Origin of the sequence: Candidatus Thiosymbion oneisti (assembly GCF_004359955.1) — a bacterium.
Taxonomy (GTDB): Bacteria; Pseudomonadota; Gammaproteobacteria; order Chromatiales; family Chromatiaceae; genus Thiosymbion; species Thiosymbion oneisti.
On the sequence record NZ_SMSC01000036.1, the window covers coordinates 1 to 24,167 of the forward strand.

At 60.6% G+C, this 24,167-nt stretch carries 21 protein-coding genes; 10 read left to right on the forward strand and 11 right to left on the reverse strand.

Annotated elements, in window-relative coordinates; genetic code table 11:
• The 3 genes from E1958_RS21010 to E1958_RS17185 form a co-directional block, all read right to left on the reverse strand.
• The coding region (locus tag E1958_RS21010) for a hypothetical protein (protein WP_208108616.1) at nucleotides 1-193 on the reverse strand (193 nt) is incomplete at its 3' end.
• Between the two features lie 219 nt (nucleotides 194-412).
• Nucleotides 413-1,960, reverse strand: coding sequence for an apolipoprotein N-acyltransferase (lnt, locus tag E1958_RS17180; RefSeq protein ID WP_243725296.1), 1,548 nt, complete (start codon nucleotides 1,958-1,960; stop codon nucleotides 413-415).
• Nucleotides 1,961-2,277: 317 nt separating this feature from the next.
• On the reverse strand, nucleotides 2,278-3,123 hold the full coding sequence (locus E1958_RS17185; RefSeq protein WP_089723913.1) for a hypothetical protein: 846 nt from the start codon (nucleotides 3,121-3,123) through the stop codon (nucleotides 2,278-2,280).
• Nucleotides 3,124-3,228: 105 nt separating this feature from the next.
• Between E1958_RS17185 and E1958_RS17190 the strand changes: the two genes are divergently transcribed.
• Nucleotides 3,229-3,483 (forward strand): hypothetical protein, encoded by a 255-nt coding sequence (locus E1958_RS17190; protein WP_133512961.1) that lies wholly within the window; start codon nucleotides 3,229-3,231, stop codon nucleotides 3,481-3,483.
• 291 nt (nucleotides 3,484-3,774) lie between these two features.
• Here E1958_RS17190 and gloB read toward each other — a convergent pair whose 3' ends face one another.
• The 3 genes from gloB to E1958_RS17205 form a co-directional block, all read right to left on the reverse strand.
• Nucleotides 3,775-4,554 carry a hydroxyacylglutathione hydrolase gene (gloB, locus tag E1958_RS17195; RefSeq protein WP_133512962.1) on the reverse strand — a complete coding sequence of 260 codons (780 nt, stop codon included), beginning with the start codon at nucleotides 4,552-4,554 and terminating at the stop codon, nucleotides 3,775-3,777.
• 456 nt (nucleotides 4,555-5,010) lie between these two features.
• Nucleotides 5,011-5,607, reverse strand: a complete 597-nt coding sequence (locus E1958_RS17200; RefSeq protein WP_165742042.1) for a GspH/FimT family pseudopilin — start codon at nucleotides 5,605-5,607, stop codon at nucleotides 5,011-5,013.
• 150 nt (nucleotides 5,608-5,757) lie between these two features.
• Nucleotides 5,758-6,003, reverse strand: coding sequence for a hypothetical protein (locus E1958_RS17205; protein WP_089729093.1), 246 nt, complete (start codon nucleotides 6,001-6,003; stop codon nucleotides 5,758-5,760).
• Nucleotides 6,004-6,360: 357 nt separating this feature from the next.
• Here E1958_RS17205 and E1958_RS17210 point away from each other — a divergent pair, with 357 nt between their 5' ends.
• The 6 genes from E1958_RS17210 to E1958_RS21015 all read left to right on the forward strand — a co-directional run bounded on the left by E1958_RS17210 (nucleotide 6,361) and on the right by E1958_RS21015 (nucleotide 12,728).
• A complete protein-coding gene (locus E1958_RS17210) occupies nucleotides 6,361-9,339 on the forward strand; it encodes a ribonucleoside triphosphate reductase (RefSeq protein ID WP_133512964.1) in 2,979 nt (992 codons plus the stop codon).
• A 287-nt stretch (nucleotides 9,340-9,626) separates the two neighbouring features.
• Nucleotides 9,627-9,827, forward strand: coding sequence for an anaerobic ribonucleoside-triphosphate reductase (gene nrdD / locus E1958_RS17215; RefSeq protein ID WP_243725298.1), 201 nt, complete (start codon nucleotides 9,627-9,629; stop codon nucleotides 9,825-9,827).
• A gap of 298 nt (nucleotides 9,828-10,125) precedes the next feature.
• Entirely contained in the window at nucleotides 10,126-10,815 is a 690-nt protein-coding gene (locus E1958_RS17220; RefSeq protein WP_133512965.1) for an anaerobic ribonucleoside-triphosphate reductase activating protein, read from the forward strand.
• 149 nt (nucleotides 10,816-10,964) lie between these two features.
• Complete coding sequence (locus tag E1958_RS17225) at nucleotides 10,965-11,372, forward strand: DUF4332 domain-containing protein (protein ID WP_133512966.1); 408 nt, start codon at nucleotides 10,965-10,967, stop codon at nucleotides 11,370-11,372.
• 249 nt (nucleotides 11,373-11,621) lie between these two features.
• Complete coding sequence (locus E1958_RS17230) at nucleotides 11,622-11,960, forward strand: TusE/DsrC/DsvC family sulfur relay protein (protein ID WP_133512967.1); 339 nt, start codon at nucleotides 11,622-11,624, stop codon at nucleotides 11,958-11,960.
• 576 nt (nucleotides 11,961-12,536) lie between these two features.
• Nucleotides 12,537-12,728 (forward strand): hypothetical protein, encoded by a 192-nt coding sequence (locus E1958_RS21015; protein WP_133512968.1) that lies wholly within the window; start codon nucleotides 12,537-12,539, stop codon nucleotides 12,726-12,728.
• Between the two features lie 256 nt (nucleotides 12,729-12,984).
• Here E1958_RS21015 and E1958_RS17240 read toward each other — a convergent pair whose 3' ends face one another.
• Nucleotides 12,985-15,042, reverse strand: coding sequence for a TPR end-of-group domain-containing protein (locus E1958_RS17240; protein ID WP_165742046.1), 2,058 nt, complete (start codon nucleotides 15,040-15,042; stop codon nucleotides 12,985-12,987).
• A 1,623-nt stretch (nucleotides 15,043-16,665) separates the two neighbouring features.
• Here E1958_RS17240 and rsxE point away from each other — a divergent pair.
• Genes rsxE through E1958_RS17255 form a run of 3 tightly spaced genes read left to right on the forward strand, consistent with a single transcriptional unit; the run spans nucleotide 16,666 to nucleotide 18,074 of the window.
• A complete protein-coding gene (gene rsxE / locus E1958_RS17245; protein WP_089726241.1) occupies nucleotides 16,666-17,316 on the forward strand; it encodes an electron transport complex subunit RsxE in 651 nt (216 codons plus the stop codon).
• Nucleotides 17,313-17,891: an electron transport complex protein RnfA gene (locus E1958_RS17250; protein WP_089726243.1), complete on the forward strand. Its 579-nt coding sequence runs from the start codon at nucleotides 17,313-17,315 to the stop codon at nucleotides 17,889-17,891. The genes rsxE and E1958_RS17250 overlap by 4 nt, the downstream gene beginning before the upstream one ends.
• A gap of 3 nt (nucleotides 17,892-17,894) precedes the next feature.
• Nucleotides 17,895-18,074: a hypothetical protein gene (locus E1958_RS17255; RefSeq protein ID WP_133512970.1), complete on the forward strand. Its 180-nt coding sequence runs from the start codon at nucleotides 17,895-17,897 to the stop codon at nucleotides 18,072-18,074.
• Nucleotides 18,075-18,236: 162 nt separating this feature from the next.
• Here the strand turns inward: E1958_RS17255 and E1958_RS17260 are convergent, their stop codons facing one another.
• The 4 genes from E1958_RS17260 to E1958_RS17275 all read right to left on the reverse strand — a co-directional run bounded on the left by E1958_RS17260 (nucleotide 18,237) and on the right by E1958_RS17275 (nucleotide 24,095).
• On the reverse strand, nucleotides 18,237-18,683 hold the full coding sequence (locus E1958_RS17260) for a RipA family octameric membrane protein (protein ID WP_133512971.1): 447 nt from the start codon (nucleotides 18,681-18,683) through the stop codon (nucleotides 18,237-18,239).
• A 103-nt stretch (nucleotides 18,684-18,786) separates the two neighbouring features.
• Entirely contained in the window at nucleotides 18,787-21,783 is a 2,997-nt protein-coding gene (locus tag E1958_RS17265; protein WP_133512972.1) for a COR domain-containing protein, read from the reverse strand.
• A 1,036-nt stretch (nucleotides 21,784-22,819) separates the two neighbouring features.
• Nucleotides 22,820-23,725, reverse strand: a complete 906-nt coding sequence (locus E1958_RS17270) for an RpnC/YadD family protein (RefSeq protein ID WP_133512973.1) — start codon at nucleotides 23,723-23,725, stop codon at nucleotides 22,820-22,822.
• A gap of 139 nt (nucleotides 23,726-23,864) precedes the next feature.
• Nucleotides 23,865-24,095, reverse strand: a complete 231-nt coding sequence (locus E1958_RS17275) for a DUF433 domain-containing protein (RefSeq protein WP_133512974.1) — start codon at nucleotides 24,093-24,095, stop codon at nucleotides 23,865-23,867.
• Nucleotides 24,096-24,167: the final 72 nt, after the last annotated feature.

The window sequence follows — 24,167 nt, forward strand, 5'->3', positions numbered from 1 at the left end:
CCGGCACGTGCGAGAGGCGCGCATCGCGCCGGAAAATCCACAGGTGAACTAATAGTAGCAGGGCGGGGATCTTCGAGGTCAGCAGACTTCCGTAGGGAAAACGACGAATCACGCGAATCAGCGCGAATCGATCCGCGAAGATACGCGTGATTCGTGGTTTCTCTACTCTATTGGTTTGGAGTTCGTTCCTCACCCCTCAACCGACGCGCGCTCTGCGTCCTTTGCGCCTTTGCGGTTCTAGGGGCTGTTCACATAATCGTCGTGCCGACCGCCAATCGGACAGGATTAACAGGATGATCGGGATTAACAGGATTATTTTCTTAAATAACGATTTTAACATCCTGTTAATCCTGGAAATCCTGTTAATCCTGTTAATCCTGTACCATTAAGAGACAAGCTCGAAGGTCGGAGTTTACTCCTTGCGATTCCGCCACAGCTGCGTAGCGGCTTCCCCTGGCCCCTTTCGGCGCGCATACGGAATCGAGAGTGCCAACATCAAAAAGGCCAGGCCGATAGCGAGCCGGTTGCCCAGATACACGAAGGACGTCGCCCCTCGCCGCGGCTGCACCTCGGCTGAAAAGGCGCCGCGTTCGAAGAGGGGTACGCGACCTAAGATCTGTCCCCGGTGGTCGAGGATGGCGGAAATCCCGGTGTTGGTGGATCGCAGGAGCCAACGCTCGTTCTCCAGGGCCCGCATACGCGCCATCTCCAGGTGCTGGTGGGGCGCCAAGGAGTCGCCGAACCAGGCATCGTTGCTGACATTGATGAGGTAGGCCGCCTCCGGCAGGGCCTCGATCACCTCGGCGGGGAAGACATCCTCGTAGCAGATGGAGGCGCCGGCCAGGTGCTCACCCACCCGCAGCAGCGGCCGTGGGGCATCGCCTGCGGTGAAGTCCGACATAGGGACCTCGAAGACCCGCGCGATGGGCTCCAGCCAGTCCCGGAAGGGGATGAACTCGCCGAAGGGGACCAGGTGGCGCTTGCGATAGACATCCTCGACCGTCCCGATACTGATCAAACCATTGAAGTAAAGGCGCACCTCGCGGTCCATGACCGGAATCCCGATCACCAGCTCGGTACCCTGTTCCCGTGCCTCCGCCGCAAGCGGCCGGATGAAGCTATCCTCTACCTCATGCAGGAAGTCCGGGACCGCCGTCTCCGGCCACAGGATCAGATCGCTGTCCCAGCGCTCGCGGGTGAGCCCCAGGTAAGCGCGCAAGCTGGAAATGCGCGTGTCCGGGTCCCATTTCAGGGACTGCGGGATATTGGCCTGCACGACAGTAGCACGGAAGCCTGCACCATCCGGCTCGGTCCATTCAATGCCCTTGAGGGCGGTGCCGGCGAGCCAGATCAGGACCAGCCCGGCGAGCGCGGCATACCTGATCCGCCCCCGCCGCCGTATCAGGCACCAGAGCAGCCCGGCGCACAGGGCCAGTACCAGACTGATCCCGTAGACGCCTGTGATCGGCGCCAGGCCCGCCAGCGGGGCGTCGATCTGGGTATAGCCGATGGTGAGCCAGGGAAAACCCGTGAAGAGCCAGCCCCGCAGCCACTCGGTCAGGACCCAGGCCGCGGGAAACGCCAGCAGGGGACCGCTTAGGCGCGCGCCGGCGCTGAGCCTGGCCGTCAAGGCGCCGGCGATCCCATAGTAGAAGGCCGCTACGACCATCAGCAAGGCGGTCAACAGATAGGCCAGCCAAGGGGCCATGTTGCCGTACTCGTGCGTGCTGATGCGGATCCAGAAGATACCGAAACCCATCAGACCGATCCCGAACCCCCAGCCGATCAGAAGGCCTTCCCGCGGCCCCGACCCGGATAGCAGCGCGTAGCAAAGGGCCAGGGACAGAATAGCGATGGGGTAGAAGGAAAAGGGCGCAAAAGCGAGCACCGCCATACCCCCCGCGGCCACGGCGAGCAGGATGCGAACGGCAAGGGGAAGACCGGAGATCACGAACGGCACGTTGTAAAGATCCTGTGGAGGGACACAAGTGCCGTTTCTATCAGCCGCGTCCGATGTGGTCAAATCCTCAGTGAACGCCGGCGGATCGAGCTTGGCCAGCTCTATCCGCCTAATACAGTAGTGCCGAAGTACCGATAACAGCGGTTTGGTTCTTGCGGTGGGAATTCTTTTTTGCCGCAAATGAACGCAAATTTCGGATAAATTTTGGAAATGATGTTACCTCACCCCTGAAGCTCTGAAAATCCAGCAATACTTTCACAGTCTCCGGAGCGTGGGAACGAGCCAGGGATGGTTACACCGCGCCGTGCCACGCGGGCCTATCGCGAACCGCGCAGCTCGGCTATCAGCCGGTCCTTTTCCGCCAGCGCCCTGTCTTTTTCCCCAATGATCTGATCTTTCTCCTCAAGGGCCTTTTCCATCCCCACCATCCGGCGCTCTATATCTTCCAGTTCCGCCAGGATCTCATCCTCCACCTCCATGGTTCGTCTGATTTGCGGCTCGGAAACCGCGCCGTTCAACCACCGCACCACCTTTCGGTAGGCCTCGGGATACGCTTCCTCATCGATGTCCAGGACGTGCCGGTCACCCTCGACTTTGCGGTGTTGGTCGAAAACGGCCAGGAGCCTTTCCGTGGCCGTTCTGCGCTCCGGCCCCAGCTGCGGGATCTGGATCACGAAACTGTCGTGGGTAAGACTCTCGATGAATTCCTCACGGTCCGGGATTTCCTCTCCGGTGGCCGCGTCGTAATAACGTCGCAGGACCTTGATGACGGGGGCTGCCACATGGTCGAGCCTGTACCCGAGGAAATAGATGCTGATGATCGGGGTTGCCTGCGGGGCCTTTTCGCCCTCGACCGGAAAAGCTTTTTTGTACTGTTCTCCCAGGTAACGTCGGAACCGCATGATGTCGGCGGCGAATTTGGCCTTCTGGATCTCGATGACCACGTGTTTCTCTTCGCCGGCGGAGGTTTTTATCAGGGCGGAGAAATCCAGCCGGTACACGATGAAGGTGCGCTTTTCCAGCGCCACGGCGGTTTCCTGGGGTAGGAGATCCAGGGAAAGGATCTCTTGCTCCAGGATCGTGGAGAGTATCAGAGTGGCGATTTCGTTGTTCTGCATCAGGTACTTGAACACGACATCATAGATGGGATTGGCGATTTGCATGGCTTATCTCCTGGCTCCATGTAGCTTCGACGCTGGCATCTTTGCCCATGAAAGTCGTATATTTGCACAGCATATTCACACAAAATTTATAGGGGAGAGTTAGAGATGTCGGAAATCCAAAAAAGTGATGCCAATCAGAAGCGCGGGTTCCTGGAAGACGATTGTGGCAAACAATCTTCGATGCGACTTATGAGCATTATCGCACTTGTTGCGAGTATTGCCTTTGGTTCGATCACGATGTTGAGTGACGAAGATAGCGATAAGAATGACCTGTATATCGTAACGGTGTTTTTGATAGCCGCATTTGCGCCGAAGGCCGTGCAAAAATTCGCAGAGGCGAAGCTCCCACCGAAGGATTAGCCGAAACAATGGGGAGGGCCTTATAGCTGAGAGGCTGTCTGGAAACTAATACACTGATTTTATTGGTTTTCAGTTGGAAAACTGTAAATTTCAGTCGTTTCGTACCAAACCGTCGATTCCTTTTAGGTTCCTTACATCCCTTATTTTTTGCCGCAAATGAACGCAAATAGACGCAAATTCAAGCTGTGATCTTCATTTGCGTTCATTCGCGTTCATTTGCGGCTGAATCCTTCGGCAGGCAGTTGAGACCAAGGCACCTTGACTTTTTAGACAGCCTCTGACCCCTGACGGCTAGTCGTATTGCCCGTCCTTCCAGCGCCGCAGGGCCGTGAAGACCTCGGCGCCGGTGGTCAGCGATTTGCCGGACGCGGCTTCAGCGGCGGATCTGACCGTCGGTATCCCGGTGCGCAGAAAGGGGTTGGTCGCCAGCTCTTCGCGCAACCGGGAAGGGACGGTAGGCCGACCCAGGGCGCGGAGATCGGATACCGCCTGTTTCCGTTGGGCGATGGCGGTGCTCTCGGGCTCGACCCGGCCGGCGAACCCCAGGTTGGCCAGGGTGTACTCGTGAGCGCAATAGCAGCGGGTCGCTCCCGGAAGATCGGCGATGCGTTCCAGGGAAGCGGCGAGCTGATCGAAGGTGCCGTCGAACACCCGCCCGCAGCCGGCCGCGAACAGGGTGTCGCCGCAGAAGAGGGCACCGGCACCCAGGTAGGCGATATGGGTCGAGGTGTGGCCCGGTACCTCTAGAATCTGGAACCGCTCGCTGAGACCCGGAATCTCGATTGTGTCGCCCTCGCGGACCACACGGGTGAGACCGCGGATCCGCCGGTCCTCGGGACCCAAGACCCGAACCTTGGGAAAGGCCGCCCGCAGGGCCTCCACGCCACCGATATGGTCGTCATGGTGATGGGTGACCATGATGGCGCTAAGTTCCAACCCTTGCACCTCCAAAGCCGCCAAGACGGGCCCCTCGTCCCCCGGATCCACCACCGTGGCCTGGGTGCTGCCCGAGTCCCTCAGTAGCCAGATGTAGTTGTCGTCGAATGCCGGTATGGGGCTGATATCGAGCATGGGTCGCGTCTCCTTAATGTAGGGTGGGCTGTGCCCACCGAATGGGCTGCTTTGGGGTGCGCCGGCAAAGCGGCGCGTCCGAATCAAACCTCGATAACGGGGATACCAGCGGCGGTTGCCGGGAATCCGGGCACTTAAGGTTTCACCCGCGCCGCGGCGACGGCGCTTTCCCCTGGCCGCAGCGCCCTGACTTGGAACCGATGTGTCTCCAAATCCAAAGCGGCGGCGGGCTTGTGCCCCTTGGCCAACATCCAGGTTATGCCAAGCGCTGTCGGTTCCGGTAAGCACTGGAGTAAGGTTGCCGCCTGCCTGGCGGCAGACAGGCCGCACTCCAAAACGTCCGGTGGTACCCTTCCATGATCCTTGGCAGTCCGGAATCCATGAAAAACCTTAAGAAATTTACCACTACCCAGGATTGCTTTTAACCAAACAGCTTCCGAATGCGACAAAGTGGAATCATGGACACGAAATATCCCCACTCCCACCGTTCAAGATCCCGTTTCCGTCACTATCCACGGCCCGCCGCAGGCGTCCGCTCGGAGACAGGACGACGGCCCGCGCGGCCTGCGCCCCGCGCTCGTCACACAACCGCCAGGTCGCATTGAAGCCCCGGGACGCCCCTAGATCATCGAAGGTTATCCGGATCCGCCCGGCGCGCAGCGTCATGTCGTCGATTCCTTCCCATACGCGCAATAGGCAGTCTTCCCCGGTCCGGCAGGCGCCGGTGCCCAGGTCCAGCTTGGCGTCCCGGTCATAGTCCGCGAACAGGATCCAGCCCTTTTCCCATTGTTTCCGGCCGTTGCACGCGGGCTTATCGGCTTGTGGAGAGGCACTGGCGCACAGGGTCACCGGCATCCCCCGTTTGACGGCCTCGTTGCGTGCCAGATTGACCGCCGCCACGAACTCATTGAGGCGGCTGACCGCCCGATTGTTCAAAACCAAATCCCGCAGCGCCGGGACAGCCAGTGAGGCGACCACGCCGACGATCGCGACCGTGATCAGCAACTCGATGGCGGTGAAGCCGGAAGGCGTGAATTTTTTGTGCAGGCACAAAATCGTTCAGACCTCGGCAAGTCGGACATAACAAGTACCGGGGACCATCTTCTCGATCCCCCTCTCCCCAACCCCTCTCCCGGCGGGAGGGTGTCGCAAAAGCTCCTCTCCCGGTCTCTGGTTCCCACGCAGCGCATGGGAACGAGAGAACTAAGCCTGACTGATGACCAGTTGGGTCGGCAACTCGGCATTCAGATTCTCCCCGGTAACCAGAAGAGCCGACAAAATGTCGGCGATCCCAGAGGCCGACAACATGTCGTCGGTTCCGGGCCGGCTGGGACCGCCGTCTTCCAGACGGCTTACGGCCCCCATGACCAGCTGTCGCCTTCCGGGTCGCACCGGATAACGCTGGACAGCCGGCAGGTTTGGTTCCCGGGTATACGCAATGGTGGACACCGGCCCGATGCTCTCCGCGGCGCGGAGCTTCCGCGTAACTAGGTACGAGAGGGGGTGCGCAAAAGCCCGCGTAGGGCGGATAAGCTTGCGCCATCCGCCGTATGCCAGCTACCTCCGTCGGGTGGCGGCCAGGCTCCTTCCTGCGTCGGGACGGGGCCTGGCCCGACCTACGGTCCGCCATCCGGCGGGTGACGGCGCGCCCACCGTCGCGGCAATCGCGGCGCTTGGCGCACGCGCCTGACCCGCCCTACGGGCTCGAATCCAGGCCATATTGACCTCGATCAAGAAACCATATCTGGTAATCCGATAAATTTTCAAACACAATATATTGTGTAAACGCCAAGACTCGGAGAGATCATGCTCGATACCCTGCCCCGTGTCGCGACCCTTCCCACCCGCGTGCGCAAGCGCGACGGTCGGGAGGTCCACTTCGACGCCCGCAAGATCGAGTCCGCCATCCTGCGCGCCGGTCAGGCGAGCGGGGAGTTCGGAACCCTCGAGGCCACCGGACTCACGACGCAGGTGGTCAAGGTCATCAGCCATCGCCTGGAGCTGGGGCGCATCCCGGACATCGAGGGCATCCAGGACGTAGTGGAGCAGACCCTGATCGCCGCCAACCACTTCGAGACCGCCCGCGCCTACATCGTCTACCGCGAGCAGCACTCACGGCTGCGCGCGGACCGCCGCACCCTGGTAGATGTGGCCGCGTCCGTCAATGAGTACCTGGACCGCTCCGATTGGCGCGTCGCTGCCAATGCCAACCAGGGCTACTCCCTGGGCGGACTGATCCTCAACAGCGCCGGCAAGATGATCGCCAACTACTGGCTCTCCCACGTCTACCCGCCGGAGGTCGGCGCCGCCCACCGGGAGGGGGACATCCATATCCACGACCTGGACATGCTGGCCGGATACTGCGCGGGCTGGTCCCTGCGCACCCTCCTGCACGAGGGCTTGAACGGCGTTCCCGGCAAGGTGGAAGCAGGTCCCCCTAAGCACATGTCCTCCGCCGTGGGCCAGATCGTCAACTTCCTCGGCACCCTGCAGAACGAATGGGCCGGCGCCCAGGCCTTCTCCAGCTTCGATACCTACATGGCCCCCTATGTCCGCAAGGATCGTCTGAGCTATGAGCAGGTCAGACAATCCGTTCAGGAACTCATCTACAACCTGAACGTGCCCTCCCGGTGGGGTTGCCAGTGTGTCGACGAGGAAACGGAATGTCTGACGGAAAACGGCTGGAAGCGCCATGACCAGATTATTGAGGGGGAGAAGATCGCGACGGTCGACTGGCGTGATAATCGGCTGGAGTATCTGGAGCCGCTGGCGATAACCGCCTACGACTTCGACGGCGAAATGTACGTGCTGCGCAACCGCACCCAGGAGCAGTGGGTAACGCCCCGGCACAAGGTGATGCGCAAGCTGTTCAACAGCGACAACCGTTGGGTACTCGAAGACATCGAAGCGGTGGCCGAGCTGAAGTCGCCGGTCATCGTGCCCAACGCCTGGGAAACCACTTCGGTCCATGAGGTGGACGACAACCTGGTCGAGCTCCTGGCCTGGGTCGTATCCGAGGGAAATTTCGATTTCAGCGACGGTCGCCACCGCATAAGTCTCTGGCAGTCCACCGGTAATCACGAAAACGCCGCCGCCATTGCGCGGGTTCTGATGGCGCTGGGGCTGACCTGGCACGAACGGCTTCAGACCGGAGCCTACGCCAACCACCCGGTCTGCCGCTATCGGCTCAATGCGGAAGGCAGCGAGCTGGTGCTGCGCTACACGCTGCGAAAGTGCGTGCCGCCGCTGATCCGCACCCTTTCGGCGCGCCAGATCAGGCTCTTCTTGGACACCTACATTCGGGGCGACGGCAGCGTCGAGCCGAACGGCCGCATCCGCATCTACACCAACGACCGGGAGAACCTGGATGCGCTGCAGGAACTTTGCGTCCTGGCAAGCTACGGCAGTACCGTCCACACGCGAGTGGACTCGGGCGTTCACGTGCTCAACATCGTCCGCAACCGTGAGACCTACATCCAGACCATTCAACGCCGCGCTTACCGCGGCAAGGTCTGGTGCCCGACCACGCGCAACGGCACCTTCATTGCACGCCGTCGCGGCAAGACCTTCGTTACCGGAAATACCCCCTTCACCAATCTCACCTTCGACTGGGTCTGCCCGGAAGACCTACGCGAGCAGATCCCGGTCATCGGCGGCGAGGAGCAGCCCTTCACCTACGGTGAGCTCCAGGCGGAGATGGATCTGATCAATCGGGCCTATATCGAGGTGATGACTTCGGGAGACGCCAAGGGACGCATCTTCACCTTTCCCATCCCCACCTACAACATCACCGAGGACTTTCCCTGGGAGAGCGAGAACGCGGACCGGCTGTTCGCCATGACCGCCAGATACGGACTCCCTTACTTCCAGAACTTCATCAACTCCGAGCTCAAGCCGAACATGGTGCGCTCCATGTGTTGCCGGCTCCAGCTCGACCTGCGCGAGCTCCTCAAGCGCGGCAACGGCTTGTTCGGCTCCGCAGAGCAGACCGGCTCGATCGGCGTGGTGACCATCAATTGCGCGCGCCTGGGACATTGCTATTCCGGCGATGAGGAGAGGCTGTACGCCCGGCTCGATACCCTGTTGGAGCTGGCCCGCAACAGCCTGGAGATCAAGCGCAAGGTCATCCAACGCCACATGGACCAGGGGCTCTTTCCCTATACCAAACGGTTTCTGGGCACCCTACGCAACCACTTCTCCACCATCGGCGTCAACGGCATCAACGAGATGATCCGCAACTTCACCCGCGATGCCGATGACATCACCACTAGTCGGGGTCAGGCCATGGCCGCCCGCTTCCTGGACCGGGTGCGCGCGCGGATGGTCGAGTTCCAGGAACAGACCGGGCATATGTACAACCTGGAGGCCACCCCGGCGGAGGGCACCACCTACCGCTTCGCCAAGGAGGACCGCAAGCGGTACCCGCATATCATCCAGTCCGGGACCCCGGAAGCCCCCTATTACACCAACAGCTCCCAGCTCCCGGTTGGGTTTACGGACGATCCCTTTCAGGCCCTGGCGTTGCAGGAAGAACTCCAGTCCAAATACACCGGCGGCACCGTACTGCATCTCTACATGAGCGAGCACATCTCCGACGTGGAGGCCTGCAAGCGCCTGGTAAGGCGCTCGCTGACCAATTTCCGTCTGCCCTACATCACGGTGACGCCCATCTTTTCCATCTGTCCCAAGCACGGCTACCTCCCCGGCGAGCACAAGTTCTGCCCGAGCTGCGACGAGGAACTGAGGGCGCAGAAACGGGTGCAAATGCCGGAGCAGGCCGCCTGACTCTGGGGAGTGATGAGTGATGAATGGCGGTGCTGCTTGCACGTGCGGGGATAAATCGGTTTTTCCTTTACTCAATACAGCTAAGGGGGTTGTTCAGGCACAAGATTTCTCGCTGCGCTCGAAATGACAATGCCGTACTCGCAATGACAAGTTTGGTATTTATTCGCGTTCAGTTGCGGCAAAAAACAAGCACCGGAGAGACCAAAGAAATGACCAATCTCAATGTTATCGATCTACACCACCAGGCACCTGACGATGAGGCACCGTCAGGCGGACTGCCGGCGGGGATCTGTGCCTCGGAGCAGGCACCCGAGGTCCGGCTGGAGGATTGCGAACGTACGCGCTGCGAAGTCTGGACCCGCGTCATGGGCTACCACCGCCCCGTCTCCGCCTTCAATGCCGGCAAGCGCTCCGAACACCGGGAACGGCAATACTTCAGCGAGTGCCCGACGGCAGCAGCGGAACGGATGCTCGAGCGCGCTGCCTGAATACATGAGGACGTAGGATGCGGTGAGCATGGTTGGTCTTTCAGGATGGCACCACGAGGAGACGCGAACCGCATCAATGGTGCTTTTTGCCGCCAATGAACGCCAATGAACGCAAATCGCTTTTAAATCCGCAGATTGCGCAGATTTTTGCAGATAAAGAAAATGAAAAACGAAATAATCTGTGAGAATCTGCGTAATCTGCGGACAGAAAAGAGCATGTGATCTTTTGCGGTCGATTTGCGTTTATTCGCGTTCATTTGCGGATAAATGCTCAATCCAACCGGAACCGAAGATTCCCATGACACCTGCGGCCCAATCATTGCGCATCGGTGGTCTCACCCCCATGACCACCATCGACTACCCAGGGGAGCTGGCGGCCGTTGTCTTCTGTCAAGGCTGCCCCTGGCGCTGCCGTTACTGCCACAACGGCCACCTGCTTCCGCCCGAAAGCGAGCATCAGATCCCCTGGTCCGATATGTGTGCCTTTCTGGAGAAACGCACCGGGCTGTTGGACGCCCTGGTCTTCAGCGGCGGTGAGCCGACGTTGCAGGCCGCCCTGCCGGCGGCCGTAAAAGAGGCCAGATCAATGGGCTTCAAGATCGGTCTACACACCGCCGGCCCTTACCCGGACCGTCTGCGCCGTCTATTGCCCTTCATCGACTGGGTGGGATTGGATATCAAGGCGCTCCCCGCGGATTATCCGGCGGTTACCGGGGTCCCGGACTCCGGTGAGCGGGCCTGGGAGAGCCTGGCGCTGCTGCTCGACGCGGGAATCGCGTTGCAGGTAAGGACAACGGTCCTGCCGGGCTGGCGCGACGAGCCGGACCTCCGGCCCCTGGCGGACCGGCTCGCGGCCATCGGCGTCAGGAACCATGTGCTGCAGCGCTGCCGCACGGAATCGACCCTGGACCCAAGGCTGGGAATGGCGGGGAATCCCCTTTCACCCCGTCCACTTGAACCACGCATAGACACGAATTCACACGAATAAGGATTCGTGTCTATCAACAATATCCTTCTGATATTTTTTGCATCGTCTCCCGCTTTTCCGCTGACTGTTACAGCACCGGGATATTCAGGGTGGGTGAATTTCCGATGCGATCTCGGGGACTAGTTCCCCGCCACTGACGGAGAATATGTATGACCACTCCCGTTAAAGACCTCAAGGGTACTACCGACAGCATCGTTTTCGCACTCAAGGGCAAGGGCATTACGGATAACGAAAAGCTATTGGAGGCTGGCGCCGATCCCGCTGGGCGCAAAGAACTCGCCGCCCTCTGTGGCTGTGATGTCAAGATCGTCCTGGAGCTCTGTAACCGTGCCGACCTCGCTCGGATAAAAGGTATCTCGGGTGTCTATTCGGATTTGTTGGAAGAGGCGGGTGTGGACACCGTCAAGGAGCTGGCTACGCGCCGCCCGGATAATCTGCACGCGAAGATCAACGAGACCAACGACCAAAAGAAGCTCACACAGCGCCCGCCTGCTGTTGGCCTGGTAGAGGACTGGGTCAACCAGGCCAAGACGCTGCCGAAGGTATTGCGCTATTAGCCCGCCGATCTGACCAGGGCGGCTGGTGGTGCAGAATATTTCCTTGTTGGACCGCTTTCTCGGCGCCGGCTTCGGCATCTTCTCCGGCAGCGCGGTGGCCTAGGCCGTGCTGCGCTTCAGCCCCGCTGCCTCCCGCTGGGTGGCAGACGGGACCTGACATTCAGAGATATACATCGCCGCGGGAAATCTATGTATGATGAGTGGATACCCCCTGCAACAATCGGCTAACCGAGATGAGAGGAGCGAAACATGGCCATTGAGGTGCAAGGCAAGACCATCGAAACCGACGCCAACGGCAACCTGGTCAGCCCCCAGGACTGGAACCGGGACGTGGCCGAAAAGCTGGCCGCCGAGGAGGGCATCGAGCTGACTCAAGAGCACTGGGACGTGCTGGAATACCTGCGCGACGAGTACCTGAACAACAACGGCAACCAACCCATGGAACGCCAGATCAACAAGGACATGGGTAAGCGCTGGGGCAAGAAAATCGGCAGCAAGGACCTGTACAAACTCTTCCCCAAGGCACCCAGCAAACAGGGCAATAGGGTCGCCGGTCTGCCCTTCATAGCGCGCAAAGGGGGATACTGAACGAACGGGACCCGGACCGGTCGTTGGATCCGATCGGTTGTATCCAATAGCAGGGCAGTGCAGTGCACTGCCCTTTTCGTTTCCGGGGATCGGCTTGTATGGTTCGGAGGTCTCCTCCAGTCTTGCAAGCCATGGATGAGATTCTCCAGCCAAGATTTCTGGCCGATTCTGGAATCGGCGTCGGAGACGGCTTCGCCACCTCTTCCGGTTTCTTGAATCGTCAGTACATCGTGCCTTCGTCTTCCAGACGGCTTAATGTCGGCGATCCCAGGGGCCGACAGAATGTCGGCGGTCCCAGGGGGCGACAAGATGTCGGCGGTTCCGGGCCGGCTGGGACCGCCGTCTTCCAGACGGCTTAATGTCGGCGGTCCCAGGGGCCGACAGAATTTTCTCGTTCCCACGCGCTGCGTGGGAACCTGGTTGCTCCGCGCCGCGGAGAGCATCAGGCCCGTGTCCACCATTCAACGAGAAAACTCAGCCTGCCTGATGACCATTTGGACCGGTAACTCAGCATTCAGGTTCTACCCGATAGCCAGAAGGGCCAACGAAATATCGGTAGTCCTGGGAGCCGACAAGATGTCGGCGATCCCAGGGGCCGACAGAATGTCGGCGGTCCCAGGGACCGACAAGATGTCGGCGGTTCCGGGCCGGCTGGGACCGCCGTCTTTCAGACGGCTTACGGACCCCATCACCAGCTGGCGGCAACGCTCAGAGCGGACGCCCTCTGGGCCGCACCGGATAACAATGCCGGATAGCCGGCAGGTGTGATTCCCGTGTATACGAATGCTGGACACCGGCCTGATGCTCTCCGCGGCTCGGAGCTTCCGCATTCCCACGCGGCGCGTGGGAACGAGAGACGTCTGCCTGCCGTCTGATACCCATCATCGATGGGCACGCGGCGCTTGGTGCATCCGCTCAAGCCGTCGCGGCCGGGAAACTTCCGTGGCCTAACCGAACCTTGAAATCCCCCTGATCGGCGCTTGCTTTGCCCATCCTACAGGCTGTCGATACCTACCCCACTTTTTCACGCCGCCGGGCCCGTCAGAAACGCCTGAAACCGGTCGCTGTTACGGATACCATCGAGATCCGGGTCTTGCTCGAGGTGGGCGCGATCCGGCAAGATCCCCGCCTCGCGGGCCTTGAGCAACCAGGAGAGGGCCTCGGCCTCCTGGCCCTGCAGGGCAGCCAGGCAGGCGAGATTGTAGGCGGCATATCCAGGTGCCAACGCTTCCGCCCGTGACAGCTTCTCCGCGGCTGCCCGATACAACCCCTCCGCCTCCGCGCCACGCTTGGTCCCGGCCTGATCGAGGAGGGCACTGCCCCAGTTATTGAGTGCCTCGTGTTTGTCCGGCTTGATAGCGAGGGCCGCCTGGTATTTCTCGACCGCCGCGGCAAAGAGCCCGTCCGCCTCGGCGCCGGTTTTGGTCTCGGCCTGCTCGGAAAGGGCGCTGCCCCAGTTACAGAGCGCCTCGTATTTGTCCGGCTTGATAGCGAGGGCCGCCCGGTACTTTTCACCCGCCGCGGCAAAGAGCTCGTCCGCCTCCGCACCGCGCTTGGTCCCGGCCTGCTCGGAGAGGGCGGTGCCCCAGTTATAGAGCGCCCAGTGATCGTCCGGCTCGATAGCGAGGGCCGCCTGGTATTTCTCGATCGCCGCCGCAAACAGCCGGTCTGCCTCCGCGCCGCTTTTGGTCTTGGCCTGCTTGGAGAGGACGATGCCCCAGTTATTGAGCGTCTCGTGATCGTCCGGCTTGATAGCGAGGGCCGCCTGATATTTCTCACCCGCCGCGGCAAAGAGCCGGTCCGCCTCGGCGCCGCGCTTGGTCTTGGCCTGGCGGTAGAGGGCGGTGCCCCAGTTATAGAGCGCCTGGTGCAGGTCCGGCTTGATAGCGAGGGCTGCCTGGTATTTCTCGATCGCCGCGGCAAAGAGCCCGTCCGCCTCCGCGCCACGCTTGGTCTCGGCCTGTTCAGAGAGGTCATTGCCTTCCATGACATGGGCCCAGGCATCCAGTCCCTTCATCTCCTCTCCGGGGGTGTCGGCCGCGATCTCGCTGGCCTTGGCATAGTCACCGGCAAGGAATCGGGTCTGGGCCGCCACGGCCGAGCGCTGGCTACGGCGCTGTTCGGCGTCTTGCTCCGCTGGAACCGGTTCCGATCCTTCCTCATAACGGGCGATGGCATCGGCGATCCAATCACTTGCAGTGACCCTGAGCTTGGCGTCCTGACCCGGCGGGTCGAAATCCGCTACCAGCTCCATCATCTGCCTCAGATGGCTGAAGGGCCTGCCGACGAAATCCGGCGGGAAGCATCCGAGCTCCTGGGCCAGCTTCACGAAGAAGCCATCCGCGTCATGGCCCTTGATGTAGAAGGCGTACTTATCCGGCTGGAGCAGATGTTTGCGTACCTGTGAGGAAGGTTCGTTGTCCTGGAAGGTGATCCAGTAGAGCTCGTTGTCGAATTGGGGTATGGCAGCCAGGTGGCCGAACACCGGGTCGTTCTCCCCGCTGTAGCCCACCACGATCCACATACGGCCCCGCCCGGCGTCCTCGAATACCGGCGCCAGGACCTCGGAGTGCTTCTTCACCTCCTGCTCCGTGTTCAGCAGGCGAAACCCGGAGCGCTGGCCATGGAGATGAAACACGGCCTTCTCGGGGATATCGGCGGGCTTGAAGAGCTGGGAGGCGGCAAAGTCGTAGACCGCCGGAAATTCCCCTACCAGGGCGCAGGCCTGGACCACCAAGGGATCGAAGTTGACGGTGAGGACCCGATCGACGAAGCCTGCTTTCATGAGCTGGGCGATGGCGATATGGGCCCAGTTGATCTTGGCCCGGTCCACGAACTCGGCAATCAGATCCCGACTTTCGCCCGGCAAGAGCGCCGCCATGCAGTGGGGGTAGGTCTTGTGCGCCGCCTGTCCATAGGCCGATGGATAGTGCTCCTTGATCTCCTCCACGAAGCCGGCGGCGGTGGGGATGCCCGCTTTGACCGAGCAGCCCGCACCGATGAGCAGGGTGCACTTCTTGCCTTGGCCGACGGCCTCTTTGAGCGTCCAAACCAGAGCGTCCAGCCTTCTTTCTTTTTTCATGTCGGCTCTCGAAGAGCTCGCCCGGGCGGATTGACATTCAACTCTGCCCGATGCGGGATTTTCCCGTCCTGGGGCGGGCCAGCGCAAGCCCGCGGCGGTCCTTATCCCCGCCCGGCGGCCCCGGCCGTGATAGTGGCGGGCCAGTCCGGACCCCGAGAGCCCCGGTCCGGACCCCAGACAGGCCCTCTCGCCTCCCGGAAAGGCCCTCCTTGCCATTGATCGGGCCTGCTCGATCCTGTATCTGGGGTCCCCGACCCGCGGCAGCCCCCGACCTGACCCTCGGCCGGCCCAATCGGATCAACCCCAGCCTTCCGAGCCGGTTATTTGGCCTGCTCAGGCTTGGGAAGATCCGATAACGCATTCGGCAGGCCAGATCTGGCCGGATTAGGCCTGCTTAATCCCTTATCGGGGGTCCCCGACCCGTAGCGGCCCCGACTGGACCCTCGGCAGGCCCAATCGGATCAGCCCCAGCCTTCCGAGCCAATTATCTGGCCTGCTCAGATTTGGGAAGACCCGATAACGCATTCAGCAGGCCAGATCTGGCCGGATCAAGCCTGCTTAATCCTTTGTCGGGGGTTACCGACCCGTGGCAGCCCCAGACCGGACCCTCGGCAGGCCCAATCGGATCAGCCCCAGCCTTCCGAGCCAATTATCGGGCCTGCTCAGGCTTGGGAAGACCCGATAACGCATTCGGTAGGCCCGATCTGGCCGGATCAAGCCTGCTTAATCCTTTGTCGGGGGTCTCTGACCCGTGGCAGCCCTCGACCGGACCCTCGGCAGGCCCAATCGGATCAGCCCCAGCCTTCCGAGCCGGTCGTGAAAACAGGAGAGCGGCTATGGCTCATGGGACCTCTGAAACACTCCGCGGCGCGGAGCCTGGGCGTCCCCACGCAGCGCGTGGGAACGAGAAAAAAATCCCTTATCGGGGGCTCCCGACCCGTGACAGCCCCAGACCGAACCCCCGGCAGAATAGTAGGTCGGGTTAGGCGCGTGCTTCGGTATTTGGTCGAGTCCCAGGATTGGGGCGCGCCGTAACCCGACATACAATGCCGCGGGCCAGCCTCGGATGTCGGGTTACGGCGCGTTCAACCTCGGTTGCCCAGGCTCGCATCGCCAGACGCGCCTAACCCGACCTACGAGCTCTACGCCTTGCTTGTAACCTCTCGCCATCAATGTCACCCTCTCGGATCGAGCCCGACCGGGAGTTTACCCTCGCCATGACCAAGGGCGAATTCTTTCCCAGTCTCTGGAGCGTGGGAGCCAGCAGCACCCACATTACTCCCCGCGCAGGGAAATGTCTCGGAGGGGCACGGCGTCGAACGCGGCGTAACGCAACATGACGCCTTTGATTGGCAGCAAAAAGCGGAACCGCCGAGCTTCAGAGTGAGTATAGGAAAAATGAGCCGGTCGCTCCAATCTATCCGCAGATGACGCGGATTCTCGCGGATTTAAAACGAAACAATCTGTGAGAATCTGCGTAACCTGCGGACAACAAGGATGAATGTGGTCTTTTGTGACCGATTTGCGTTGATTCGCGTTCATTTGCGGCAACAAAACCTTTGTGCCTTGTAGTTCAAGATCAAAACCAGTTATGTGCCCCGAAGCGGGTAAGCGAGGTAACCCATGCCTAGAGTGCAGGCCGACGCCTATCAGGAATTCGTCAAGGGCCTGTGGCGGGACAATCCGGTCTTCGTCCAGGTGTTGGGCATGTGTCCCATGCTGGCGGTCACCAACTCCGCCGTCAATGCCCTGGCTATGGGGGGGGCCACCTGTTTCGTACTCGTGGCCTCCAGCATCCTGGTCGCCGCCCTCAAGCAGTGGATTCCCAGGCAGGTCCGGATCTCCACCTATATCATCATCATCGCCACCTTCGTGACGGTCACGGACCTGGCTCTGCAGGCCCTGGTGCCCGAGATCCACAAGGAGCTGGGGGCCTTCATCCCGCTGATCGTAGCCAACTGCATGATCCTGGGGCGTCAAGAGGCCTTCGCGTCCAGAAACTCGGTATCCCTGGCCGCGGTGGATGCCCTGGGCATGGCCGGCGGCTTTCTGTTTGCGCTCTTCTCCCTGGGCAGCGTGCGGGAGATCCTGGGGGAAGGGAAATTCTTCGGGATCGCTCTGTTCGGACCCGACTTCGAGCCCTGGGTCATCATGATCCTGCCCCCAGGCGGCTTCCTGACCCTGGGCCTTTTGCTGCTGTTCTTCAGCTGGGTGAAGGAGCGTCGGGAAAGGCTCGCCGAGCGCCTGGCCGAGACGGGTGGAGTGCCGTTATGAACGAGCTGATCTGGATCTTCGTCAGTGCCCTCTTGATCAACAACTTCGTCCTCGCCTACTTCCTCGGGCTCTGTCCCTTCCTCGGCGTCTCCGGGCGGCTGGAGACCGCGTTCCGGCTCGGGCTGGCGACTGTCTTCGTCATGTTGATCACGGCCCTGTGCGCCTGGTTTCTCAACAGCTATGTGCTGATCCACGCCCCCTATCTGCGGCTGATCAGCTTCATCGTGGTGATCGCCAGCACGGTGCAGTTCATCGAGATGCTGATCAAAAAGCTCAGCCCCGCCCTGTTCAAGGCCCTGGGGATCTTCCTGCCGCTCATCACCACCAACTGCGCCATCCTGGGGCTGGCCATCTTCTCCACCAACAAGGGCTACGGGCTGGCCCAGGGCCTGCTCTACGCCCTGGGGGCCGGGCTGGGCTTCACCCTGGCCCTGGTACTCATGGCGGGGCTGCGTGAGGAGTCCGAGACGGCCCCGGTCCCGAGACTGATGCGCGGTACCGCCATCAACCTCATCATCGCCGGCATCCTGTCCATGGCCTTCATGGGCTTCGCCGGTCTGTTCAGCGCGGCCTGAACCATGTGGGAATACCTTGGGGCCAGCCTCGGACTGGCAGCGCTCTGCGCCGGCTGGGTCGTCTTCCAACGCTGGCTGGAACGGGTAGACCCGGACGGGCGCCGTAGCGAGGACCCACAGGGCTGTGGTCGTAGCTGTTCGGGCAGGTGTGACGAGATGGAGACTGCGCGCCGGGATGAGTGATGAATGATGAATGATGAGTGATGAGTGATGAGTGATGAGCATTCCGCAGCTTATTGCCGCGGCCTCATTCAAGCCGTAGGGGCGCCAAACAACTCAGGATTGCTTTTAACCAGACAGCTTCTTATATCGGTATCGTCGCGCGGGCCTAAGGAAACAGGCGGGCTAGATAGCCAGGACAACACAGTAGCTCCAACCTACAAAAAAGCCGACAGCCAGCACGCTCAAGGCCGACGTAATCGAGGCCAGCCAGGAATTCCCCTCCCTTGCTGTGGCGGCTGCCCGAGTGAGTGGTCCCGCTACACTGGCTTCTCCCACTTCGGGTCGGAAGAGTTCTTTTTCGATGTCGAGTACTAGAGCGCGCCATTGCCTTTGCAGGCGTTGACCGGCCAGGTTTACCCAGAGCCATATTAACGAGAGAAACATGCCGACAACGGGTATCAGGAACGGAGATCCTTGCCCCGTATTGGCCTGACCGCTCACGGCGAAAACGAACAGCCCACTATTGACCAGCAGAAAAAAGTTGTTTCTGGTCCAGATGAGCGAGGGTTGAAGACGCAGCTGCGCCAGCGCTTCGCTATATGCGAGTTCGAGTTGTTCTGCGCTGTTCATTGTTTTTGATCTGATACTTGTTAATCGTCGATGATCTGCTCGATGCCGATGGCGGTCAGTACTCGCTCCGACCACGCCGGCAATGTCTGATGAGTTGCACCGCTCACAGGGGACCATCATCCCGTAGCTTGTCCAGTTGATCCCGGAACTGTCTCTGTAGGCCATCGATGGATTCGTACTCGGTGTGGAAATGACCGAGTTCTTTGAGCTTCTTCTGGAAATCCCACAGCGACATCAGATCGTCGCGGTTGCTGGCGCTGGTCGAGACCGTGGCCTTCCGGAAATAGGTGTAGATCAGCGGCTTGCCGGTGTCCTGGAAGGTTTGGTGGGCGACGTCGAATTCTTCCTGGGTGTATTTGCCCGTCTTGGTTTTGAACAGGCTGACGAACAGGTCGCAGTTGCGGATTGCCTGGTTGTATTCATCCTGCAGTCGCGTGCTCGACATGGCGTCCAGAAAATTCTCCCAGCGGACGATCTCCAGGTACACGCCCTGGTTTCGCAGGCGGTCGTTCTGTTGCCGGAAATACAGCTCGAAGGCGTCTCGGTCGTCGCGCAGCTCGGCCGATGATGCCAGGAAGATCCGGACCGTCTTGACGTCCACGCCGCCCTTCGATTCGGCCCCTGTCTTGAAGGACTCCGTGCCGACGGCCGTTGCCGTCTCTTCCTTGTCCGGCGACAGCGCTTTACTCGCCCGCTCGAACCATTGCTCCAGCTTCATTCCATCGAGCAGTTCCAGCACGCCGACGTCGGCGTAATGGGGCGGTTTGGGACACTCGATCGTCGGCTTGCCGCGGTGCTTGCGGTCGATCAATTCCTTCTGTGCGAACATGGCCGGATCTTTCAGGCTGGCACAGGTATGGCAGATACAGGGTACCCATTTGCCGACCTTGTCTTTGAGTCCCTGGAAGCCGTTGTTCAGGGCATCCAGGTCGCTGGCGATCACACTCAGCAGCGCCTTCTGTTCCGGGCCACGGCTTCTGAGTGCGATTTCATTGCCCCGCGCGGTGGTCTCGACCAGCACCTGGGTCTCGCCGTGCTCGAACCCCCCGTGCTCGAATAGGGCGCCGCGGGACCAGCATTGGTCCGGCTGCTTCACGAAACGGTGCATCCGCACCATCAGCCGGCTTACCAGGCCCTTGGGCAGGAACTCGTAGCGGTAGGTCAGCACCAGGTCGCCGGGCCTGGCCCAGTCGCTCAGTGCCGGGGGCATTGACGGCGAGAGGTGTTGCGGAACCAGCCAGGTCTCCTGGGCCGTGTCCGGTAGCCGGTAACAGAGCTCGAACCGGACCATCAGGGCTCGCAGTTCCACGTCCTTGTCCGCATAGCCCCGGTCGGACCCCAACTGATCGGACCAAAGCCGGTCGCAGTCGGCCAGTGTGAACCGGCCCCGCTGCGCTTTCACCCTTTCGTCGTCCAGGATGCGGAACACCGCCTCGGTCACCCACTGGTTCTGCAGGAACAATGTGCGGCGCAGCTCCGGCGGATGCTGGAAGTGCAGGAACACGCCCAGGTCGTGCAGGTACTGACTCAGCTTCAGCGCCTTGTCGCGGTCCCCTTTCCGATCCAGGCTCAGGTGACGCTCGTAGACCGCGAAGTACTCGTCCAGCGAGATGTAGGGTCGGGTCCGCGCCAGGTCTTCCAAGTCCTTGCGAATCGCAACCCATTGGGCCGGCACATCCTCGCCAATGTGCGGCAACCGCTGAGCGAAGTATTCCACCGCCTGGCGCAGGCCGTCCGCTGTCCCCGGATATTCCAGGTTGCCCCGATGGATCTCCTGCACGTTGGGAAAGCGTCCTTTGATGCCGGCCTCGTCGATCTGTTTGCTCCGGTCGCCCTTCTCGTTCTGAAAGATCAGCAGCGGGCTGCCTTCGCTGAGCGTCTCGACCACCTCCAGCCAGAACTTGAAGCCCTCGTCATGGATGGATTTGTGATCGCTGCGGGTGTCATCGACCAGCAGGTACAGGGAACGCCTGGTCAGAAAGAACTGGTGGGTAGCGTGATAGATCTGCTGGCCGCCGAAATCCCAGCTATTGAGCCGGAAGCCGCGTCCCTCGGGTCCCTTAGATATGGGGAATTCATGGCGGTAAATATCGATACCGCGGGTAGTCTCGTCTTCCGTGGGCAGGTCCATCTGGGGCAGGAACATCCGGCGCAGCAGGCTGGTCTTGCCGGATCCGCCCTCGCCGAGGATCAACAGCTTGGCCTCGAACAGCCGATCCGTGCCCTGGGCCTCGATTTCCCGGAAGTAGTTGAGCACCGCCTCCGGCCCCTGCCGAACGATTTCCGGCGACGGATGCGTCAGCGGACAATCCTTCACAGAAATGCCCTGTTGTTCTTCCCACCCCTCGGCAGACCATCTGACCGGCAGGCCGGCCAGGACCAGTGATTTCAAAGGCGACAGGTCTGCCACGCCGGTGTTCGCGATGCTCAGCCTCGAGAGCGGCAGATGCGCCAGCGGAGCGACCGTCGTGACTCGCTCGTTCTCTCGCAGATCAAGCGTGACGAGCTCCTTCAAATGTTGCCCGATATCCGCGACGCTTTCGTTGCCAATGCGGCTGTTGCCCAGATTGAGCGAGGTGAGCTGGCGGAGATGCTCGGCGACAGCCCGGGCGCCGGCCTCGCCCACCTGGTTGTAGCCCAGATTGAGCCAGGTGAGCTGGCCGAGATGCTCGGCAATCGCCCGGGCGCCGGCATCGCCCACCTGGTTGCCGCTCAGATCGAGTGAGGTGAGCTGGTCCAGGTGCTCCGCAATCGCACGGGCGCCGGCCTCGCCCACCTGGTTGAAGCGCAGATGGAGCGAGGTGAGCTGGCGGAGGTGCTCGGCGATGGCGACGGCGTCCTCGTCCCGGAGGTCGAGCCGCCAGAGTGTGAGGGTTTGCAGCCGGTCGAGTCGCAACAACTCGCGGGGCAGGCCGGATAGTTCGCCGGTCAGTTGGTACACGACACGGCCCTGAAGCTCCTTGGGCCAGTGGTCCGGCGATGCGGGAAGCCAGATATCTGGTCCGATCAGTGCGAGGTCGGTCGTCTGCCCGTCGTCGAGCCGTGTCAACAGATCCGGCAACTGGTCCGGAGCAATGGGGTGCAGCCTCGATTCTCCCATCCTGTCACGACCTCTTGTGGATGCGGTTCGCCGCTGGCCTGCGCCGTCCTGTTGACATAATCGTCGTGCCAACCACTAATAGGACAGGATTAACAGGATTTCCAGGATTAACAGGATTATTATTCTTGAATACAATTATAAGATCCTGTTAATCCTGTACCATTAGGAGCGTAGGATGCGGTGAGCGCGGTATGCCGTAGCAGGATTACACCAATCCCGATTGCGAACCGCATCGATGGACGCCCGCGGCGGAGCCGGAAGCCGAAGATGCGGTTCGCGCCTCCTCATGAGGCCATCCTGTGAAACCTATTTACTCTATTCACCACAGAGACACAGAGGGCACAGAGAATACACCGAGGAATGTTTCTTCAGACCTGACGAGCATGGAAAAAGCACGAAGAAATTCTCTGATTTCTCCGTGCTCTCTGTGCCTCTGTGGTGAATAAAAAATTGGCTCTTTATGGATTCCGGACTGCTCACGCTCATGGAAGGTACTACCGGACGTTTTGGAGTGCGGCGGCACCCTGACTTCAGGACCGACCGGAATCCGCGATGCCCGATGTCACCACAGCGTTGGCATGGAACACGGGCCCGCCGCCGCTTTGGATTTGGCGATGCATCCGTCTCCAACACCGGCTTTGCAGCCAGGGGAAAGCGCCGTCGCCGCGGCGCGCGTAGCGCTCAGAGCCCGGATTCCCGACCAACGCGGTTGCTATTCCCCGTCGCTGAGGTTCGATTCGGTCGCGCCGCTTTGCCGGCGCACTCCAAAGCAGTCCGGAATCCATAAAGAGCCAAAAAATTTTCCCCGTGTCTTCCGCAATAGCAAACGAAATGAGGTGCTAGGGGGCGTTCTCAATCTGGGGTTTTTACTTGCATTAAAACCACGGATGGACACGGATAAACACGGATCACAATCTGTGTTTATCTGTGTCCATCCGTGGTTCTTCGGTGCGGTTCGTTTGAGAACGCCCCCTAGGACGGTGCCCCCTGAGGAAACAGGTGGGTCGGATCGCCAGGACAACAAAAAGGTGTCCTTTTAATCGCCGATAACCTGCTCGATGCCGGCGGCGGTCAATACCCGCTCTGACCATGCCAGCAGCGTCTGCGGGTCGGCGTGCTCGATTCTGCGGCGCACCGCTTCGGGCACGTTTCCGAATTTCAGTTGCAGTTGCCGTAGCAGGATCATCGCTTGACCTTCCAGCCTACCTTCCTGCCTGCCTTCCTGCCTGCCTTCCAATCTGCCCTGCTCGATGAAACGTTCGGAAAAACTCATCATGATCTTGGCCTCTTGGGGATACTCTCGTTTGTAGCTGGCCCGCTCATTCTCGTCCAGATCTCCGTAGGTGTCGATGAAGTCGATGTATTTCAGTTGCTTTTTCGGGTCGTCTTCGAGGTTCGCCAACCCGCTCACGGCCTGGGCATAGGCATCCAGCTTACGCCCCGGCGCATAGCGCATGTTCGGCAGATTGAGCCGCGCGACGATATTGCCACTGTCGCGAAAGCGTTCATAGGCGATGGTGCCCAGCTCGCAAGCGATGAAGTTGAAGCGCAGATAAGCGTGTCGCTCAGTACCAAATACCAGCTCTCGCCGGGGCGCCTGTCCGCGCAGAAAGATTACCACCGGCACGACCCGGTCGGTCTCGTATAACTCCCCGAGGTCCAGGCAGTAGTGCACCAGGCGGTGGATGGAGAAGCGCCGCGGGTCGCTTTCTTCTTCGAGTACGAATAACAGGGCCTCGCGCCGACCATCGGGCCACTGGACCAGCAGGGGAACATCGAGCTCCCGGAAGCGATCACCGAGTCGGTCTTTGAGCTGCTCTTGACGTACCGGCACTATCTCGGCACCGGGCAAGCGATCCGCGGCCTCCTCGGCCGCGAAAAAGGCCAGGGCCTGGCGGGGGTAATCCAGGATGAGGTTTTTGAAGTTCTGGTCGTGACTCATGGACCGATCTTAGAGGCTGTCTAAACTGACAACTGTCTCCTGAGATGCGGTTCGCGCCTCCTCATGATGCCATCCTGTGAGACCTACCACACTCACCGCATCCTACGCGCTACGACAGGGATACCATCCGCTATCCATATTAGCGCATATATGGTACAGCCTCTAATGTATTAGCCACATGTTCCAGGACCGCACGCACTTGTTGCAGAGTAACGCCTGGAAACCAATCGATAAAATCCGCAAGCTGTGCGCCATCTTCGAGATTCTCAAAAAGTGCGGAAACCGGAACACGGGTACCGCGAAACACCCAGACACCGCTTACCTTCCGAAGATCCTGTTCGACAGCGGAACAATCAGCCCAGTTGTTCATTAGAGCTCTCCAATCGTGTCCCGCCGGGATCAGGGCTTGCCTTGGGCACCCGATCCCTTTTTTGCCGCAAAT